Here is a 16256-nt window from a genome sequence, read left to right as displayed (position 1 = left end):
TGTACTGTTAACTTCCTATTGCTTCCTTCAGACCCTGCCGTTGGCCAGCAACGCCCTTGCAATTCGGATTATCTTCCCCTCAGTCGGGGTGATTCAGGTTTCTTTCAACCTGACGGGTTTGCCAGCTTCGCTGGGCAAACAAAAAAGCCCCGCTGTAGCTAAGCGGGGCAAAAAACGGAATTCGGTTGTGAATATTCGTGGTATTACAAGGCGAAGCTAAATCCTAAGTTGTAGTCATCGCCATTTTTCGCGGTAAACTCTTTGTCTTCACTGCATGCAATAGAGCGACCCTGCTCATCGCCTCGAACTAGGCTCAACCAGTGGCGAACACCTGATGCGTGGCACTTGTCTGTTTGGCTAAAGATAGTGCAGCTTTCTAACTGAATATCTTCGATATCAACGAGCTCTAAGCTACCCGTGCCTTTACGCTTGCCGATAGTCACCTCTACATGTGTACCGCTTTCATCACGGAACAAAATCGCCTCTGGAGTACATTTCTCACCTGCGTAAGCAACAAAGTGTTTGGCTCTTTTTAATCCTGCATGTTGGCCATTTTTAAAGTAAGCCTGCACATGGCGGTAGTTGATTTCGTAGCTTACTACATCTTCGTGAGAGCCACTTTCTAGCGGGAACAGCGTATCAAGTAACTGCTTCGCCATCTTTTGCTTCTCTAACTGCTCATCCGCTTTCACCATTTCGACGGCAAAGACAGCTTCTGCGATAAAGGTAGAATGATTTTTGTGTAGTTCTGTTTTATCGATAGTTAGCATATTCATAGTCTTTCCCTCTGGCAGCTCCGGTAAAATTTAGAGCAAATATCCTATACAGTTGTTTGAATTAGTTTGTGCTTGGTGGTTTGTATGTTTTGTAGACTACCGTGTTTTTTACTACAATTTCACAACAAAAATTTCACACTGTGAATTTTACAAAACAGTGTTGTCAAACAATCCGTCTTTTTTACTCATTTTCAGCATCCCAATCACGCTCTGTTACAGATAGCTTGCCGTAATTTTATGCCCTACATCTACCATATTGGACAGTATTTATCTCCAAAACTTAACAAACTCAGTGATTACAACTAGAACTTTTCTCCAGATTTTTTGTGACTGTAAGATTTACTTTACTGATTGTTCGAGGGGTAAACAGGCAGAATTTAACATTTTAGTTACACTTAATCGTAAGTGTGATGCCAATCAGAGTGAACCGCTTTTACTCTGAGCGGTACAACAGGATGTATGAAAATTAAATATCTATCTTGGCTTGTAAGTCCGAAACATGGTCAGCAAGTCAGAGAACGTTTCTCTAGGGTGCGATCCATCTCAGCGAAACAGCGAGGAGATAGTAATGAATGTTCAGACACTCCCCATGCTGCGATTTATTGACCACCAAGGGGTGGCGGTAAACCAGTTGCCATCATGGGCAGATTTAACCACATTGACCAATTTCTACAAGGATATGGTCCTCACCAGAACCTACGACAGCAAGGCCGTCGCACTGCAACGAACAGGTAAACTCGGTACTTACCCTTCCCACCTAGGATCAGAAGCGTACGGTGTCGCTATTGGCCATGCAATGCACCCAAGAGATGTATTCATCCCTTACTACCGCGACATGCCCGCAATGTGGGTTCGTGGCATCCCGATGGAGAAGAACCTCCAATACTGGGGTGGTGACGAGCGCGGCAGTGATTTCCATGTGATGCCATCAAACAATGAATCTGTTGAACACAGCCGTGACCTGCCCTTCTGCGTAACAATTGCAACTCAATGCACCCATGCGGTTGGCGTAGCCTCTGCGCTCAAAATTGAACATCACCACCATGCAGCACTAGTGACATGTGGTGACGGAGCGACGTCAAAAGGTGACTTCCTCGAGAGTATTAACTGCGCAGGTGCATGGAATCTGCCTTTAGTGTTTGTCGTAAACAATAATCAATGGGCAATTTCAGTGCCGCGAGCGCTGCAGTCTGCGGCGGATTTCTTATCTGACAAAGCGAAAGGGGCTGGGATTCATGGCTTGACCGTTGATGGTAACGACGTGGTAGCCGTATACGACAGTGTACTCGCTGCGTTAGATAGAGCGAGAAAAGGCAAAGGGCCAACGCTTATAGAGGCGATCAGTTATCGATTAAGCGATCACACAACCGCCGACGATGCGAGTCGATACCGCAGCGACGATGAGCTAAATCAAGCGTGGGAGTATGAACCTGTTAAACGACTCAAAGCTTTCTTAATCAGTGAAGGAGCATGGAGTGAAGCGCAAGAAAAGACTTGGCTACTAGCCTGTAAAGAGCAAGTTGAGACTGCGGTTGAGCATTACATGAACCTGCCACCTCAAGCACCAGAATGTGCCTTCGATTTCCTCTATGAACATGCACCTGCTGAACTTAACCAACAGCGAGACGCACTGATCAACAAAGCGATGCGCATGCAAGGAGGCAAACATGGCTGAGTTGACACTAGTAGAAGCGGTAAACCTCGCCCTACACCATGAGATGAACAAAGATCAAAGCGTGGTTGTTTTAGGTGAGGATGTCGGTGACAACGGCGGCGTGTTTCGCGCAACCGTCGGACTCAAAGAGAAGTTTGGTCTAAAACGGGTGATAGATTCTCCCCTAGCAGAAGCATTGATTGGTGGTGTCGCAGTTGGGATGGCAAGCCAAGGTCTAAGGCCTGTAGCAGAGTTTCAGTTCCAAGGGTTTGTATTCCCTGCATTGGAGCACCTGATGTGCCACGCGGCGAGAATGCGCAATCGGACTCGAGGACGACTAACTTGCCCTGCTGTTTTCAGAGCGCCTTTTGGTGGCGGTATCCACGCCCCCGAACATCACTCTGAGAGTATCGAGGCTCTGTTCGCCCATACCGCTGGCTTTAAAGTTGTCATTCCATCTTCGCCACAACGCGCCTATGGGTTATTGCTCGCATCCATTCGTAGCAACGACCCGGTGATGTTCTTCGAACCCAAACGCATCTATCGCACTGTGAAATTCGAAGTCGTCAATAGCGGCGAAGCACTTCCCCTTGATACCTGCTTTACCTTAAGAAAAGGACGCGATATCACCTTGGTTACATGGGGTGCCTGTGTTGTTGAATCGCTGCAAGCAGCTCAAACCCTTTCCTCACAAGGCATCGAGGCCGAAGTGATTGATCTTGCTTCAATTAAGCCTATCGATATGGATACCATACTCAAATCACTAGAAAAAACGGGCCGACTCTTGGTCGTACACGAGGCAAGTAAAACCTGTGGTGTTGGTGCAGAGATATTGGCACGAACCGCTGAACATGCAATGTGTTTGCTCAAAGCACCGCCACGAAGGTTGACCGGATTCGACGTCATTATGCCTTATTACCGCAATGAAGATTACTTCATGATCCAGGAGCAAGATATTGTGCTGGCTGCACGTGAGCTGGTGGAGGGTTGGAAATGAAAAGCTTCTTATTACCTGACCTCGGAGAAGGTCTAGCCGAGTCTGAAATCGTTGAATGGCACATTAACGTTGGCGATTCCGTCGAACTCGACCAAGTTGTATTAACCGTCGAAACCGCCAAAGCGGTTGTTGAAGTACCGGCTCCTTACTCGGGTCTGGTTGTCAGTCGCCATGGCGAAGCAGGCGATGTGATTAACATAGGCGCACTGCTCCTTGAGATAGAAGAACAACCTGAGCTGGTAAGCTCGAATGCCACTCAAACCACACAACACGATGCTGCGACCGTTGTCGGCAATGTTTCCCAAATCTCTCATCAGGTCGATGTTGATGATTTCTGGATAGGCAGTACCCATGCCCCTTCCACAGAACAGTTGGTCACGGCCTTACCTTCTGCACGACTGCTTGCGAAAAAGCTTGGCGTAGAGCTGAATAAAGTCAAAGGAAGTGGCCCCGGCGGCATGATCACCGACAACGACATCTACAATGAAGCCCGCGAACAAAGCCCTGGCACAGAGGTACTGAAAGGTGCTCGAAGAACCATGGTTTCGACCATGTCTGAATCTCATCATCATGTCGCAGCGGTGACCATTACCGAAGAGGCTAACTTAGGGGGGGGGAGTTCAAACGAAGACATCTCTAGCCGTCTTATCAAAGCCGTAGTCTACGCCTGCAAACAAGAGCCAGCCCTTAACGCTTGGTTTGACGCCGAGACCATGACTCGCTGCGTGCATAGCAACGTAAATATCGGCATCGCCGTAGACAGCAGCCACGGGCTTTACGTGCCCGTACTTAAGCATGCCGATAAATTTAACAAAGAGCAGATTCGCAGTTGGCTCGATGAGACTGTCAAAGGAATTCGAGCGCGTAAAATTGGTAGAGAAAGCCTGCAGAACGCGACCATAACCCTGTCTAACTTTGGTGCAATTGCTGGGATTTTCGCCACTCCTGTCGTCTCTCCCCCGCAAGTCGCCATTGTTGGCGCAGGCCGCATCATCGAGCGTTTAATCTTGAAAGATGATCAACCTGTTTCGGTCAAGGTCATGCCGCTGTCGATTACTTTCGACCACAGGGCCTGTACTGGTGGCGAAGCCGCTCGGTTTACCAAGAAGCTCGTCGAGCATTTGCAAAAACCAACCGACTAACCATTAGCAATAAAAAGGGAGCACCAAATCGTGCTCCCTTAAGTTTTACACCGACTCGGCAACTAAACCGAGTCAATCAACTCAGGCAAGATCTCGAATAAATCTCCGACGAGCCCATAATCAGCGATTTCAAATATTGGCGCGTCTGGGTCGCTATTTATTGCAACAATCACTTTTGAATCTTTAATCCCAGCAATGTGTTGAATCGCCCCCGATATACCTACTGCAATATACAGATTAGGCGCGACGATTTTACCAGTTTGCCCCACCTGTAGATCATTAGTGACAAAGCCAGCATCCACCGCTGCTCTTGATGCGCCAATCGCTCCGCCGAGCTTATCGGCTAGGTGTTCAATCATGGCAAAGTTCTCTTTACTGCCGACTCCACGGCCACCTGATATCACCACCTCAGCGTTGGTTAGCTCTGGCCTATCACATTGCTCTTTTTCTCTGCTGACTAACTGAGTGTTGTGGCTCTGAATCACAGTATCTAGCGTTATGACGTCTGACTCACCACGGCCACCAGTTTGCATTTTCTCGAATGCTGTAGACCGTATCGTCATCAATTTAATCGGATCTTTAGTGCAAACCTTGGCAAGCGCATTGCCTGCATATATTGGCCTCAGCACTGTATCAGCGCTTTCAATCTCAATAACCTCCGACAGCAGATCCACATCTAACAGTGCCGCAGCCCTTGGTAGCAAATCCTTACCGAATGTCGTTGCTGGAGCCAGTACATGGCTATAGTCACTGGCAACCTGCTTGAGTAACTCAGCACAATTCTCTGCTAACCCATCTTTATATGCGATATGGTCCGCAACCAGAATACGATTGAATGCCGAGTATTGCTTTAATTGTTCAACTAAATCACCAAGTTCACCGCCCATCACTAAAGCATCAACGTCTCCCCCACCCGTGACATCGAGCAAAGACTTTGCTGCCGACATAGTTGAGAGAGTATCCGCCGCTATCGCAGTGCCATCATGCTGGACTAGAACTAAGACTTTAACATCACTCATAACTCATCTCCTTAGTCGATGACCTTAGCTTCATTTCTTAGCTTGTCGACTAACTCAGCCACGCTGCCAACCATTACACCCGCCTCGCGCTTCGTAGGTGCGACAACACTTAGAGTCTGCTGCGAAGACGATATTTCAACAGACAGTGATGACACATCAATGACTTCTAAAGGTTTTTTCTTCGCTTTCATGATGTTAGGTAGTGAGGCATAGCGAGGCTGATTTAATCTAAGATCAGTGCTGACCACCGCAGGCAGAGTCAGTTGAAGGGTTTCTAATCCACCATCCACTTCACGAGTTACGGCAGCAGAATCACCTTCCACCTTTAGTTTGGACGCGAACGTTGCCTGTGGCCAAGTTAGCAGTCCAGCGAGCATCTGAGCGACTTGATTGTTGTCGCTATCGATAGATTGTTTGCCAAGTAGGATAAGTTGCGCCTCTTCACGTTCAGCAACCACTTTAAGCAGTTTCGCGATAGCCAAAGGTTGGCAAAACTGCTCTGTATCGAGATGAATCGCTCTGTCAGCACCGAGAGCAAGGGCACTTCTTAGCTGTTCTTGGCAATTCGCAATACCAATAGAAACAACAATCACCTCACTGGCCACTCCACACTCTTTGAGTCGAATCGCTTCCTCAACGGCAATTTCACAAAATGGGTTGATCGTCATTTTGACGTTCGCAGTCTCAACCCCTGAATTGTCTGCCTTTACTCGAACTTTGGTGTATGGGTCTATAACACGTTTAATGGCTACCAGTACTTTCATTACTCGCTCCAATAACTGGGTGTGTAGTTTGAGCTTAGTAAAGTTTACGTTTACGTCAACTGTAACTATATTTAGTAACAGGCTGCACGGAAAACTAAAGGTCGAGCAAGATGGAAAGAGAAAGCATGGACTTTGATGTTGTGATTGTAGGCGCAGGTCCTGCAGGGCTTTGTGCGGCATGTCGACTGGCTCAGCTGTCTCAGCAATCTGAACAACCACTATCTATCTGCGTGATCGAAAAAGGTGCTGAAGTTGGCGCGCATATTCTCTCTGGAGCGGTGTTTGAAACCAAAGCGCTCAATGAACTATTTCCAAGCTGGCAACAGCTTAGCGCCCCAGTTAGCGGAGAGGTCACGGGAGTGATAACCGCAGATATGGGAATCGACAAAAACGGCGAGCAAAAGTCGACCTTTCAGGCGGGTATTCAACTCAACGCCAAACAGACCATCTTTGCCGAAGGCGCCCGTGGCCACTTAGGAAAACAGCTGATCAGACACTTTAAACTCAACAAAGACCGCCAGCCACAACACTACGCATTGGGCATTAAAGAAGTCTGGAAGTTGCCCGATGAGGACTCAAGATATCGACCGGGGTTAGTGGTGCATTCCACAGGTTGGCCTCTGACTGAATCAGGCGCGACTGGCGGAGGATTTTTATACCACTTAGAAGAGAATCTTATTGCGGTTGGCCTAATTACTGATCTCAACTACAGCAACCCTTATCTCAGTCCGTTTGATGAGTTTCAGCGGCTTAAACACCACCCTAGCTTTGCACAATACCTCGAAGGGGCAGAACGGATTGCCTACGGCGCACGAGCGATCGCGAAAGGCGGTCTGTTATCGCTTCCCAAGCAACAATTTAGTGGTGGACTATTAATTGGATGTGATGCCGGCACACTTAACTCAGCAAAAATCAAGGGTTGCCATACTGCGATGAAATCCGGATTGATAGCCGCTGAAGCCGTGTTTGAGGCAATCAATACGCAAAGCCGAGAAGCAGACTATGAGTCACTCTTCCGTCATTCTTGGCTGTACGAAGAACTCAATCAACATCGCAACTTTAGCGGTGCGATTCATAGATATGGTTTGCTAGCAGGCGGAGCACTGAGCCTATTTGAACAAAACATTTGGCATAAACTAACGGGCGGAACGTCAAGCTGGGATATCACAGACCCACAAGCTGACTATGTAACCTTGTATGAACGTTCTCGTTGCAAGCCCATAGTCTACCCAAAACCCGATGGAAAACTCAGCTTCGACAAAGCCTCTTCGGTGTACCTCTCTTCAACCTTTCATGAAGAAGATCAGCCTTGCCATCTCATCCTAGCTGACCAGCGAATCCCCATCACTCAGCATTTAACCTTGTTTGATGAACCAAGCCAACGTTACTGCCCAGCTGGAGTTTACGAAGTGGTTGAAGTCAACGGTCAAACCAAGCTACAAATCAATGCAGCTAACTGCGTGCACTGTAAAACATGTGACATCAAAGACCCGTCGCAAAACATCACTTGGGTTCCGCCAGAAAGCGGTGGCCCAAACTATACCGCGATGTAGTTACAGCCTAAAGTCTTGCTGCACCTTATCATGGAACATGGAAACTCGCTGCAGCACATTCTTGAAATTCTGCTGCTCAAGAATCGTTAGCTCAGAGACAGTTAACATGTCGTTGATTAGTCTTAAATCGCTGTACTCGATGATCTGATTCATAAAACGCAGTTGCCAGATATGATCGAAGATATACACCATCTCGCGATAAGTTTTAGTATCAATTTCTTGAGCAGCCAAAATGGCCTTTAGTCTCTGAATAGAATTGCTCTCGCGGATATCGAGTTTCAGTGCATACAGTCGACAAAAAATCTCCATTGGCCGCAAACAATCCTTAAGGTTAATCACTTCACGCCCTTCGTGCTGCTCAGTCACTAGCTCACCTGCACTATCCAGTGGAACTGTGTGTGCCAAACAGTTTTGTGCGTAGGTAACCAGAAAATCGGGCTGCTTCTCTAACAAACTTTGAATATGGGCTTGAATGCCATCCGCAAGTCTTACGTCACCAAATGTTGAGCGAATATCGAAGAATACATTGAGCTCTAAAATCGTATCTGGTGAAGCGTCTTCCACCCAACGTGTGAAGTTAGCCTGCCACTCTTTCTCACTTAAGCACCATTGATGGTTTGATGCCATGATCAGACCTTCACAATAGCGATATCCCGCCTGATTCAGCATCGCACACACCTTCTCTGCCAAATGAAGGAAATAACGTCGGGTGGCTTTAAGGTCTTGGTCATCGGGTGTTTCAAACACAATCGCATTGTCTTGATCGGAGAACAGCGTCATGTCGTGGCGAGCGTTGCTGCCAAACGATAAGAAAGAGAATGGTACCGGTGGTTCACCAATCTCTTCTATGGTTAACTCGATAAAGCGGCAGATGGCAGCGTCATAAGTACTACCGATCAGTTGACGCAAATGGTCAGGACGCGAGCCTGATGCGATCATTTCACGGATCAGGTCCGTTAGTCGGTTGAGCGACTCAATGACATGGCTATGGCTATCTCCGGTTTCAATGTCTGAGACAATACTGGCGCCAGTTTTGTGATAGTTACCACTAGGACTCGTAGAACTAAAACTGCCGCCATACACTTTGCGTACAATAGGGCGAAAAGAAATGACATGGCCGAGTTTTTCCGACAGGAAGATCCGCGAAGTACTGAGGATAATGTCTATTTCACGGCCACTTTTCGTGACAATTTGCGCCTCAAATTCTGCAGGCTCCGCCTCATGCTGAAAGAGCTGTAGCAGGTGCTCCAATACTTGGCTGTTTTGAGCGGCACTAGAAAATAGGTCTTGCCAAATCGTCTTCGACTTGAGCTCTGTATCCGTGTAACCAAGGAGTTGATGAAGACGAGTATTCGAGAAAACAATCTTACCATCGGCTTCTAGAATGTAGCCCTCATTTGACGACTCGACCAAGGCTTTGTAACGGTTTTTTGCCTCATGCAATGCCATTTCCGCGCGCAGTTTACGACGTTCAATTCCTTTCGATTGCGCCATGACATAAAACAGAATCAGCGCTAAGCCTACTGTAATTGCCACAAACACTCGATAAAGCGTGCTTTCTAAGCGATCGATCTCTTGTTGTACATCTTCAAGATAAACCCCGGTGCCGACAATCCACTGCCACTCCTCTACTCCTTCGACATAAGTCATTTTAGGCGCAGTAATTGTCTCGTCATCTTTCCATTGCCAAAGATACTCTAAGTAGCCTTCATGTGAGCGTTTGACTAACTTAACAATCTCAACAAAGATCGGATAATCATCACTGCTCTCATTTTCAAAGCGGTGGGTAAGATCTTGATTCGTTAGGTCGCCTCGATATGGGTGCATGATCATGCGTGGGTGCATATCAGTAATAAAAAAGTAGTCCTTATTCTGTGGACCATAACGCATGGTTTTAATTTTCTCGGCCGCCTGTTCTTGCGCCTCTTGCATACTGAGCGCGCCGCTTTGCTCAAGCTGAATATAACTATCAACCACACTTACCGCCGAAGAAGTTAGTTCTTTGAGCATCAGTTGTTTTTGGTCGACCATCGACTTTTCAACTAAGGGCAAAATTAGATAAAAGATAGCCGTCACGAACAACACAATCGCACTCACCGTGGGTAAAACTATCCGCAACCCAAATCGGTTGAAGGGAGATTGTTGGTCACTATGCACGGCGTTTAAGCCGCTGAAATAATCCGCAAGTTCGCTTTCATCCAAGACCTCACCTAACTCGGCCTCGTGACAAGTATCGTGGTACTTGGCAGTAAAAGAACCATTTTCAAAATCGGTGCGAGTAGGCAGATAACCGTGGTAATCGTCACGGATATGGGTTTCAAATACATTCCTAATTTCACTGCTTGTGTAACAATCACCAAACTCTTTGATCGCTTCCGCCAACGCCTCTTTGCAGTGACGAAACCTTCGGTGAGAGTAGGGATCATACTCAACCTCTCTCGCCATGGTGTCATTATGCTCTTCACCATTGTAATCAAAAAAACCATCAATCCATCGATGAATATCTTCTCCTCGAATTCCGTAGAGTTGCTCTGTGCGATCGGCATGTTCAGAAATTTTCATCGATTTTTAGTCATTCCTTTGCATATTGATAAAACAATCAAAAGTGTGCAGTGCGTAGCATTTTTATTACAACACAATCACTCAGGCTATCGCTTCAACGCGTTAGTTAACCGAAATCAATAATCGCACTAATCCCGTTTTCTAGTATGAGCCCATTGTTTTGACGTGATTTTTGACAAGATGCCCAAGAGTTGTCTTGTCGTCATCAACGAAGTGAATCCGTGTTTGCCCCGCCTTTTCAATAAGATAAGGTACTTGGTAGCGTCTGGGATGTCGTCTCGTACTGATCGAAGGTCAGTATACCAAGTGTAAGTGGAGCACTCATTGACATGGTTCAACTTCGACTCACACCAAAGGAAGACGAAATGTCTAACAAAAGTAAAACCTTTTACAGAGATATGCGTAAAAAAGCGCATGAATTTGAGAGCCGAGAAGAGTTTCTCAACCACGATCTAAAAATTATGAATTTTCGACGTTGGGGTATTCACTTACCTTCGCGCGATTACAGTGTCGAACTTGAAGACCTCGTACCTGCACTAGCGGCAACCATTGGTAAAGTGGTCATGGTGACCGCGATGGTAGCCGTATTTGCAGCGCAATTTGGCTTATCACCGGAGTTCGTCGCAGAAAACGTTCGTTATGAACTACTGATCGCTGGCGCTCTATTTGTCATCCTGTTTTCCGCTATTTTAAACCCGAACTCGAATTTGGCGGGTACTCATGGCCCTATGATTCCATTGATACCCTTGATTGCGGCTGCGGGTGGACACCCACTCGCTCTGGGTATCATGGTATGTATGTTTGGTTTTATTCTCGCTTATACCAAGGGCGGTTCAAAACTAATGACGCTTACTGGCGTTGGTGTAAGGGGTGGCTTGCTGATCTATTTAGGTGCGGTCGGTCTGATTGGTCAAATAAATAAAACCGAAGCGTGGGCTGCGAGCACTGATCAAGGCTACATTTCGTTTGCGGTTATCGGTGTCACTCTAGCGGTTTACGCCTATCTAGCTAAGATCAACAAGCGCTGGTTGGCAATCCCACTCTGCTCTCTCATCGCGGGTATCGTTGCTTATGTACTAGGGGCAGATTTCGCTTTTACTACCGAGCCGGGTTTACCACACTTCAGCCCGTTCTACTGGTGGGGTGAAGACACTGGTTGGCAACTTGGTTGGCCAAATCTAGAGCACTTTATTGCGGTAACGCCATTTGCGCTACTGGCTGTTGCAATGTGGTCTCCAGACTACTTAGGTCACCGCGTTTTCCAAGAACTTAATTACCCGAAAGAAGCGAAAGGCGTTCTAATGGACGTCGATGACACCATGATGGTTGCTTCAATCCGTCAAGGTATCGGTTCTTTCCTCGGTGGTGGTAACCTAGCATCCTCTTGGGGTACTTACATGATCCCAGCGGCGATTGCCAAACGTCCAATCCCTGGAGGTGCCTTACTGACTGGCGTTATGTGTATTGCTGCGGCGGTAATCGGCTACCCGATGGACTTAGCAATGTGGGAACCTGTTCTACGCGTAGCACTAATTGTTGGTGTGTTCCTACCACTGCTAGAAGCCGGTATGCAGATGATCCACAAGCATAAAGATTCACTAAGCGCAGGTATCTGTATTTTCGCTTGTGCATTCGTAAACCCTGTGTTTGGCTGGGCAACGACAATGCTGCTCGATAACATGGGCCTAATTGGTGATCACGAGAGAGCAAAAGAGCTTTCGGCAAAAGATAAGTACCTAATTCCGGGTCTAGCGTTTGTCATTTGTGTGGGTTCACTTGCTCTTGTAGGTCAACTTCCAGGTATCCCGGCTCTAATCGGAAACTAGGGTCAGTTATACCTCTCTAGATAACCATTACCTCAAGCACCATTCAAACAAGCGCCAGACACAAATACTCAACAAGATTGGAGAAATATTAAAATAAGTTGAAAAAGAGATTCCAATCACACTTTATTCGGTTATAATTCGCGCCCATTGCGCTTTATGTTGATAAACGCAAACTTAATTTGAGCAATTGACCTGTTAACCGATCCTCTCTTGAGGACAAACGAGAAGAAAAATGAGCAAGATTGATAAAGCTATGCGCATCCTGCTAGCGGGATTCTGTATCAACCTTTGTCTTGGCATCCTGTATGCTTGGAGTGTATTCAACAAAGCATTAGTGACCGAGTCAGGTTGGAGCGCGGCTGAAGCTTCAGCGCCTTACGCAACAGCAACGATCACTTTCTCTATCTGTCTTCTGGTTGCTGGTATCCTACAAGACCGCATGGGTCCACGCATGATCCTTATCCTAGGTACTGTACTAACAGGTCTAGGTATGATCGCATCTGGCTTTGTCGATTCACCACTTATGCTAAACATTACCTTTGGTGTTATCACTGGTGCGGGTATCGGTTTTGGTTACGCTTGTCTGTCTCCTTCTGCGATGAAGTGGTTCCACGCGTCTAAGAAAGGCATGGTTAACGGTATTATCGCCGCAGGCTTTGGTCTTGCTGCTATCTACCTAGCACCAGTGACTTCAGCGCTAATCACTAGCATGGGCATCCAAACAAGCTTTATGATTCTAGGTGTTGGCGTACTTGTGATTGCTGTTCCTCTGGCAGCGACAATCAACAACCCACCAGCTGATTACACACCTGCTGAACCAAAAGTTAAGCAAGGCCAAGCACCTAAAGCGGTTAAAAAATCTGACGACCTAACTTGGAAAGCAATGCTAAAAACGCCTCAGTTCTACTCTCTGTGGATCATGTACGCGTTCGCTGCTTCTGTTGGTCTAATGATCATCGGTAACATCACGACTATCGCAAGCGTGCAAGCTAACCTGCCAAACGCGGTTTACCTAGCGTCTATCCTAGCGGTGTTTAACTCAGGCGGTCGTGTTGCTGCAGGTATCCTTGCAGACAAGATCGGCGGCGTACGCACTCTACTTCTAGCCTTCGTTCTACAGGGCGTAAACATGGTATTATTTGCTACGTTTAAGTCTGAGTTCACACTAATCATTGGTACGGCTATCGCGGCAGTGGGCTACGGTACACTTCTAGCAGTATTCCCAACCCTAACCGCTGAATTCTATGGCCTAAAGAACTACGGTACTAACTACGGTGTGCTATACACAGCTTGGGGTATCGGTGGTGCAATCGGTGCTGCAGTTGTTGGTTTCTCTATGACTAACGGCGAAGGTTATGGCCTGGCTTACACTATCTCTGCAGTAATGATGGCTGTTTGTATCGTGCTAGCGTTTGTGACTCGCCCTCTATCCGAAGCGAAAATTGCTGAGCTTAAAAACGCTTAATATATTGAATTACTAGCGAAAAGGCTTAACCTTAGGGTTGAGCCTTTTTTGTATCTAGCCGTTATGCCTGACCCTATCGAACTTGCGCCTGATTATTATCTGACTAACTTCACCAAACTTACCAAGCATGCTTTAGAGTGGTACCCAGACCTGCTCACCGAAGAAGAACATGAATGGATATCGCGTTTCGAAAAGCTCGCCAAACCGGCTCAGTGCCTGCTGGTACGCCTTCTTTCTCGTAAAGGTGAATGGTTCCGTTCTGATAAATTACGCTATGGTGAAATAGGCGAGGTACTCCCCCACCTTAAAACCCTAGATGGGGAAGGTTTCGCTACTATTAATGGCGATGTTTGCTCAGATACCCTAGCCAGAGAGCTATTAACCAAACCAGAGATAACCACTCTATTTGCCATCAATGATAAGTCGCTGCGTAAAGATCAAATTATCGCGCGAGTTCCGGTTGAGAAATTCACTCGTTTTGCGCAACTTCCGTTTACCATAGTAAAACTCCAGCAGCCGACGGTCATCAAGGTACTGCTCGCTCTATTCTTTGCTAACACTCATCAAGACCTTAGCCAATTTGTTCTAGATGACTTAGGTTTACATCAATTTGAAAACTATCAGCTCAGCAAAGAGAGGCGCTTTTTCGCTAGCCGAACTGAGCTAAACCAACTTCTTGAACTGTCTGAGGTACAATCACACTATCTTGATTCAGATAGAAAAGATGCCGACTCGCTACTCAATATACTAACCAAGCTTGAGCGTCCTATTGAGCATCCTTACCTTGAAAGAAAACGCCAACACCTAATTAACGACATTGCCCGTGACCTAGAACGATTAGGGAAGCACACTGAAGCGCTGGATTGGTTTAATAAAACGTCACTGCCACCTTCACGTGAACGCCAAGCGCGCATTTATGACAAGCTAGACCAAACTGATGCAATGCGTGACGTTGTCACTACAATTATTCAATCGCCCAACGACGTCGCTGAACTGGAAGTCGCAACCAAACTAGCGGATAGGGTTAAAAGAAAGCTCGGCCAACGTGTCCCACGTGCAGCAAAACCGACAATTAAAGAGTACCAACTTAAATTAGACCTATCCCAACAGAGGGTCGAGCTAGCAGTCAAAGCGCATTTTGAGCAATTAGGCTATCAGGTTTTCTATAGTGAGAACCTGTTACTTAATGGTTTATTTGGATTAGCGTTTTGGGATATTCTGTTCGCACCCATTGAAGGGGCTTTTATTAATCGCTACCAGTATCGTCCGTTAGACCTTTATCACAGCGATTTTGCCAGCAAGCGCCAAGGGCTAATCGACCAAGTATTTGACGACATTTCCATATCTGGACTCGCTAATCTTACACAAACGTACCAAGCGAAGTTTGGTGTCGCTAACCCTTTTGTTCATTGGTCTGGGTTTAGCTTGGAGTTACTTCAAAGCTGTATTAAACATATCCCCCGCAACCTTGTTGTTTCGTTGTTTAAGGTGATGCTGACGGATCTCAAGCTTTACCGGAGCGGAATGCCAGACCTTATCGCGTTTAAAGATGGCGAGTTTGAATGGATTGAAGTTAAAGGCCCCGGAGACAAACTTCAAGATAACCAGTGGCGGTGGTTTAGGGAGTTTATCAAACTCAATGTTCCTTTTGCCGTTTGTTACGTTGGCGCCTTGTCCGTTTAACTATTTAGCCATTTAGCTGTCGAGTAATAATCTCAGCGATCATATTGAAAGCCGCCCTGCTTTTATTGATAATGAAAATAATTATCAATAAAAGGATTTGTCTATGTTGGAAAGTAGCTACTCCCCTACGCACTTCGAACACAGAGAAACAAGTGAATCTCAGCTCAATCCAAGTATTTTGCTCGTTGAAGATGACCCTCTTCTCAACGGGCAACTGACAGCGTTGCTAAGTAAACAGGGTTACCAAGTCTCTAACATACAGTGTGGAGCCTTAGCGTTGACCACGTTAAGCCAACAGCAATTCGATTTGATTATCCTTGATATTAATCTCCCTCAAGTGGATGGATTTGGATTACTTAACTACATTCGAGCCCACTCAAACACCCCAGTAATCATGTTGACAGCGTATGGTGCAGAAGAACACCGTATCCGAGGACTTAGGTTTGGCGCTGATGATTACATTAGTAAACCCTGCAACTTTACTGAAGTAAGCCTTCGAATCGAAGCTATCCTCCGCCGTGCAGGGATGAACCAAAACCCAGATTCAAGTCGATATTTGGAACATCGCGAACTCAAGCTAGATCGCAACGCACATGAGGTGACTGTCAATGGAAGCCAAAAAGTGATGCTCACCCCTATTCAGTTCAAACTCCTTTGGACGCTAGTTCAAAACTACGGTTCGGTACAAAGCAAACCGTACTTATACCAAATGGTATTAGAAAGAGATTTCAGCCCTTATGACAGAAGCTTAGATATGCATTTAAGTAGAATAAGAAAGAGCTTAGTTGAGCTAGGAATGCCTCAAGATCGAATCC

General features: G+C 46.5%; 12 protein-coding genes and 1 pseudogene. 9 read left to right on the top strand and 4 right to left on the bottom strand.

Annotated features, from left to right (window positions below):
• A pseudogene (locus QTO00_RS11710) lies at nucleotides 1-220 on the top strand (hypothetical protein); the annotation flags it as partial.
• Here the strand turns inward: QTO00_RS11710 and QTO00_RS11705 are convergent.
• Entirely contained in the window at nucleotides 204-776 is a 573-nt protein-coding gene (locus QTO00_RS11705; protein WP_331424975.1) for a hypothetical protein, read from the bottom strand. The pseudogene QTO00_RS11710 and the gene QTO00_RS11705 overlap by 17 nt on opposite strands.
• A gap of 568 nt (nucleotides 777-1344) precedes the next feature.
• On the opposite strand from QTO00_RS11705, the gene pdhA reads away from it, so the two are divergent.
• From pdhA to QTO00_RS11690, 3 genes are read left to right on the top strand one after another with little or no spacing between them, the layout of a single operon-like run.
• Complete coding sequence (gene pdhA / locus QTO00_RS11700) at nucleotides 1345-2451, top strand: pyruvate dehydrogenase (acetyl-transferring) E1 component subunit alpha (protein ID WP_331424974.1); 1107 nt, start codon at nucleotides 1345-1347, stop codon at nucleotides 2449-2451.
• On the top strand, nucleotides 2444-3427 hold the full coding sequence (locus tag QTO00_RS11695) for an alpha-ketoacid dehydrogenase subunit beta (RefSeq protein ID WP_331424973.1): 984 nt from the start codon (nucleotides 2444-2446) through the stop codon (nucleotides 3425-3427). The genes pdhA and QTO00_RS11695 overlap by 8 nt, the downstream gene beginning before the upstream one ends.
• Nucleotides 3424-4569: a dihydrolipoamide acetyltransferase family protein gene (locus tag QTO00_RS11690; RefSeq protein ID WP_331424972.1), complete on the top strand. Its 1146-nt coding sequence runs from the start codon at nucleotides 3424-3426 to the stop codon at nucleotides 4567-4569. The genes QTO00_RS11695 and QTO00_RS11690 overlap by 4 nt, the downstream gene beginning before the upstream one ends.
• Nucleotides 4570-4631: 62 nt before the next feature.
• Here QTO00_RS11690 and QTO00_RS11685 read toward each other — a convergent pair whose 3' ends face one another.
• Nucleotides 4632-5588 (bottom strand): electron transfer flavoprotein subunit alpha/FixB family protein, encoded by a 957-nt coding sequence (locus tag QTO00_RS11685; protein ID WP_331424971.1) that lies wholly within the window; start codon nucleotides 5586-5588, stop codon nucleotides 4632-4634.
• Nucleotides 5589-5599: 11 nt separating this feature from the next.
• A complete protein-coding gene (locus tag QTO00_RS11680; protein ID WP_331424970.1) occupies nucleotides 5600-6352 on the bottom strand; it encodes an electron transfer flavoprotein subunit beta/FixA family protein in 753 nt (250 codons plus the stop codon).
• Nucleotides 6353-6462: 110 nt separating this feature from the next.
• On the opposite strand from QTO00_RS11680, the gene QTO00_RS11675 reads away from it, so the two are divergent.
• Nucleotides 6463-7905 (top strand): electron transfer flavoprotein-ubiquinone oxidoreductase, encoded by a 1443-nt coding sequence (locus QTO00_RS11675; RefSeq protein ID WP_331424969.1) that lies wholly within the window; start codon nucleotides 6463-6465, stop codon nucleotides 7903-7905.
• Here the strand turns inward: QTO00_RS11675 and QTO00_RS11670 are convergent, their stop codons facing one another.
• Nucleotides 7906-10467 carry a DUF294 nucleotidyltransferase-like domain-containing protein gene (locus QTO00_RS11670; RefSeq protein ID WP_331424968.1) on the bottom strand — a complete coding sequence of 854 codons (2562 nt, stop codon included), beginning with the start codon at nucleotides 10465-10467 and terminating at the stop codon, nucleotides 7906-7908. It lies immediately after the preceding gene.
• Between the two features lie 365 nt (nucleotides 10468-10832).
• Between QTO00_RS11670 and QTO00_RS11665 the strand changes: the two genes are divergently transcribed.
• The 4 genes from QTO00_RS11665 to QTO00_RS11650 form a co-directional block, all read left to right on the top strand.
• Nucleotides 10833-12293 (top strand): DUF3360 family protein, encoded by a 1461-nt coding sequence (locus QTO00_RS11665; RefSeq protein ID WP_331424967.1) that lies wholly within the window; start codon nucleotides 10833-10835, stop codon nucleotides 12291-12293.
• A gap of 232 nt (nucleotides 12294-12525) precedes the next feature.
• Nucleotides 12526-13758: an L-lactate MFS transporter gene (locus QTO00_RS11660; protein WP_331424966.1), complete on the top strand. Its 1233-nt coding sequence runs from the start codon at nucleotides 12526-12528 to the stop codon at nucleotides 13756-13758.
• Between the two features lie 63 nt (nucleotides 13759-13821).
• Nucleotides 13822-15441, top strand: a complete 1620-nt coding sequence (locus QTO00_RS11655) for a VRR-NUC domain-containing protein (protein WP_331424976.1) — start codon at nucleotides 13822-13824, stop codon at nucleotides 15439-15441.
• 106 nt (nucleotides 15442-15547) lie between these two features.
• Nucleotides 15548-16256: response regulator transcription factor (locus QTO00_RS11650; RefSeq protein ID WP_443088920.1), on the top strand; the 709-nt coding region annotated here is incomplete at its 3' end.

It is taken from the genome of Vibrio sp. M260118, from assembly GCF_036533755.1.
Lineage (GTDB): Bacteria > Pseudomonadota > Gammaproteobacteria > Enterobacterales > Vibrionaceae > Vibrio.
Note: the sequence above shows the minus strand (reverse complement) of the source record. Positions and strands in the feature narration are given on the sequence as shown.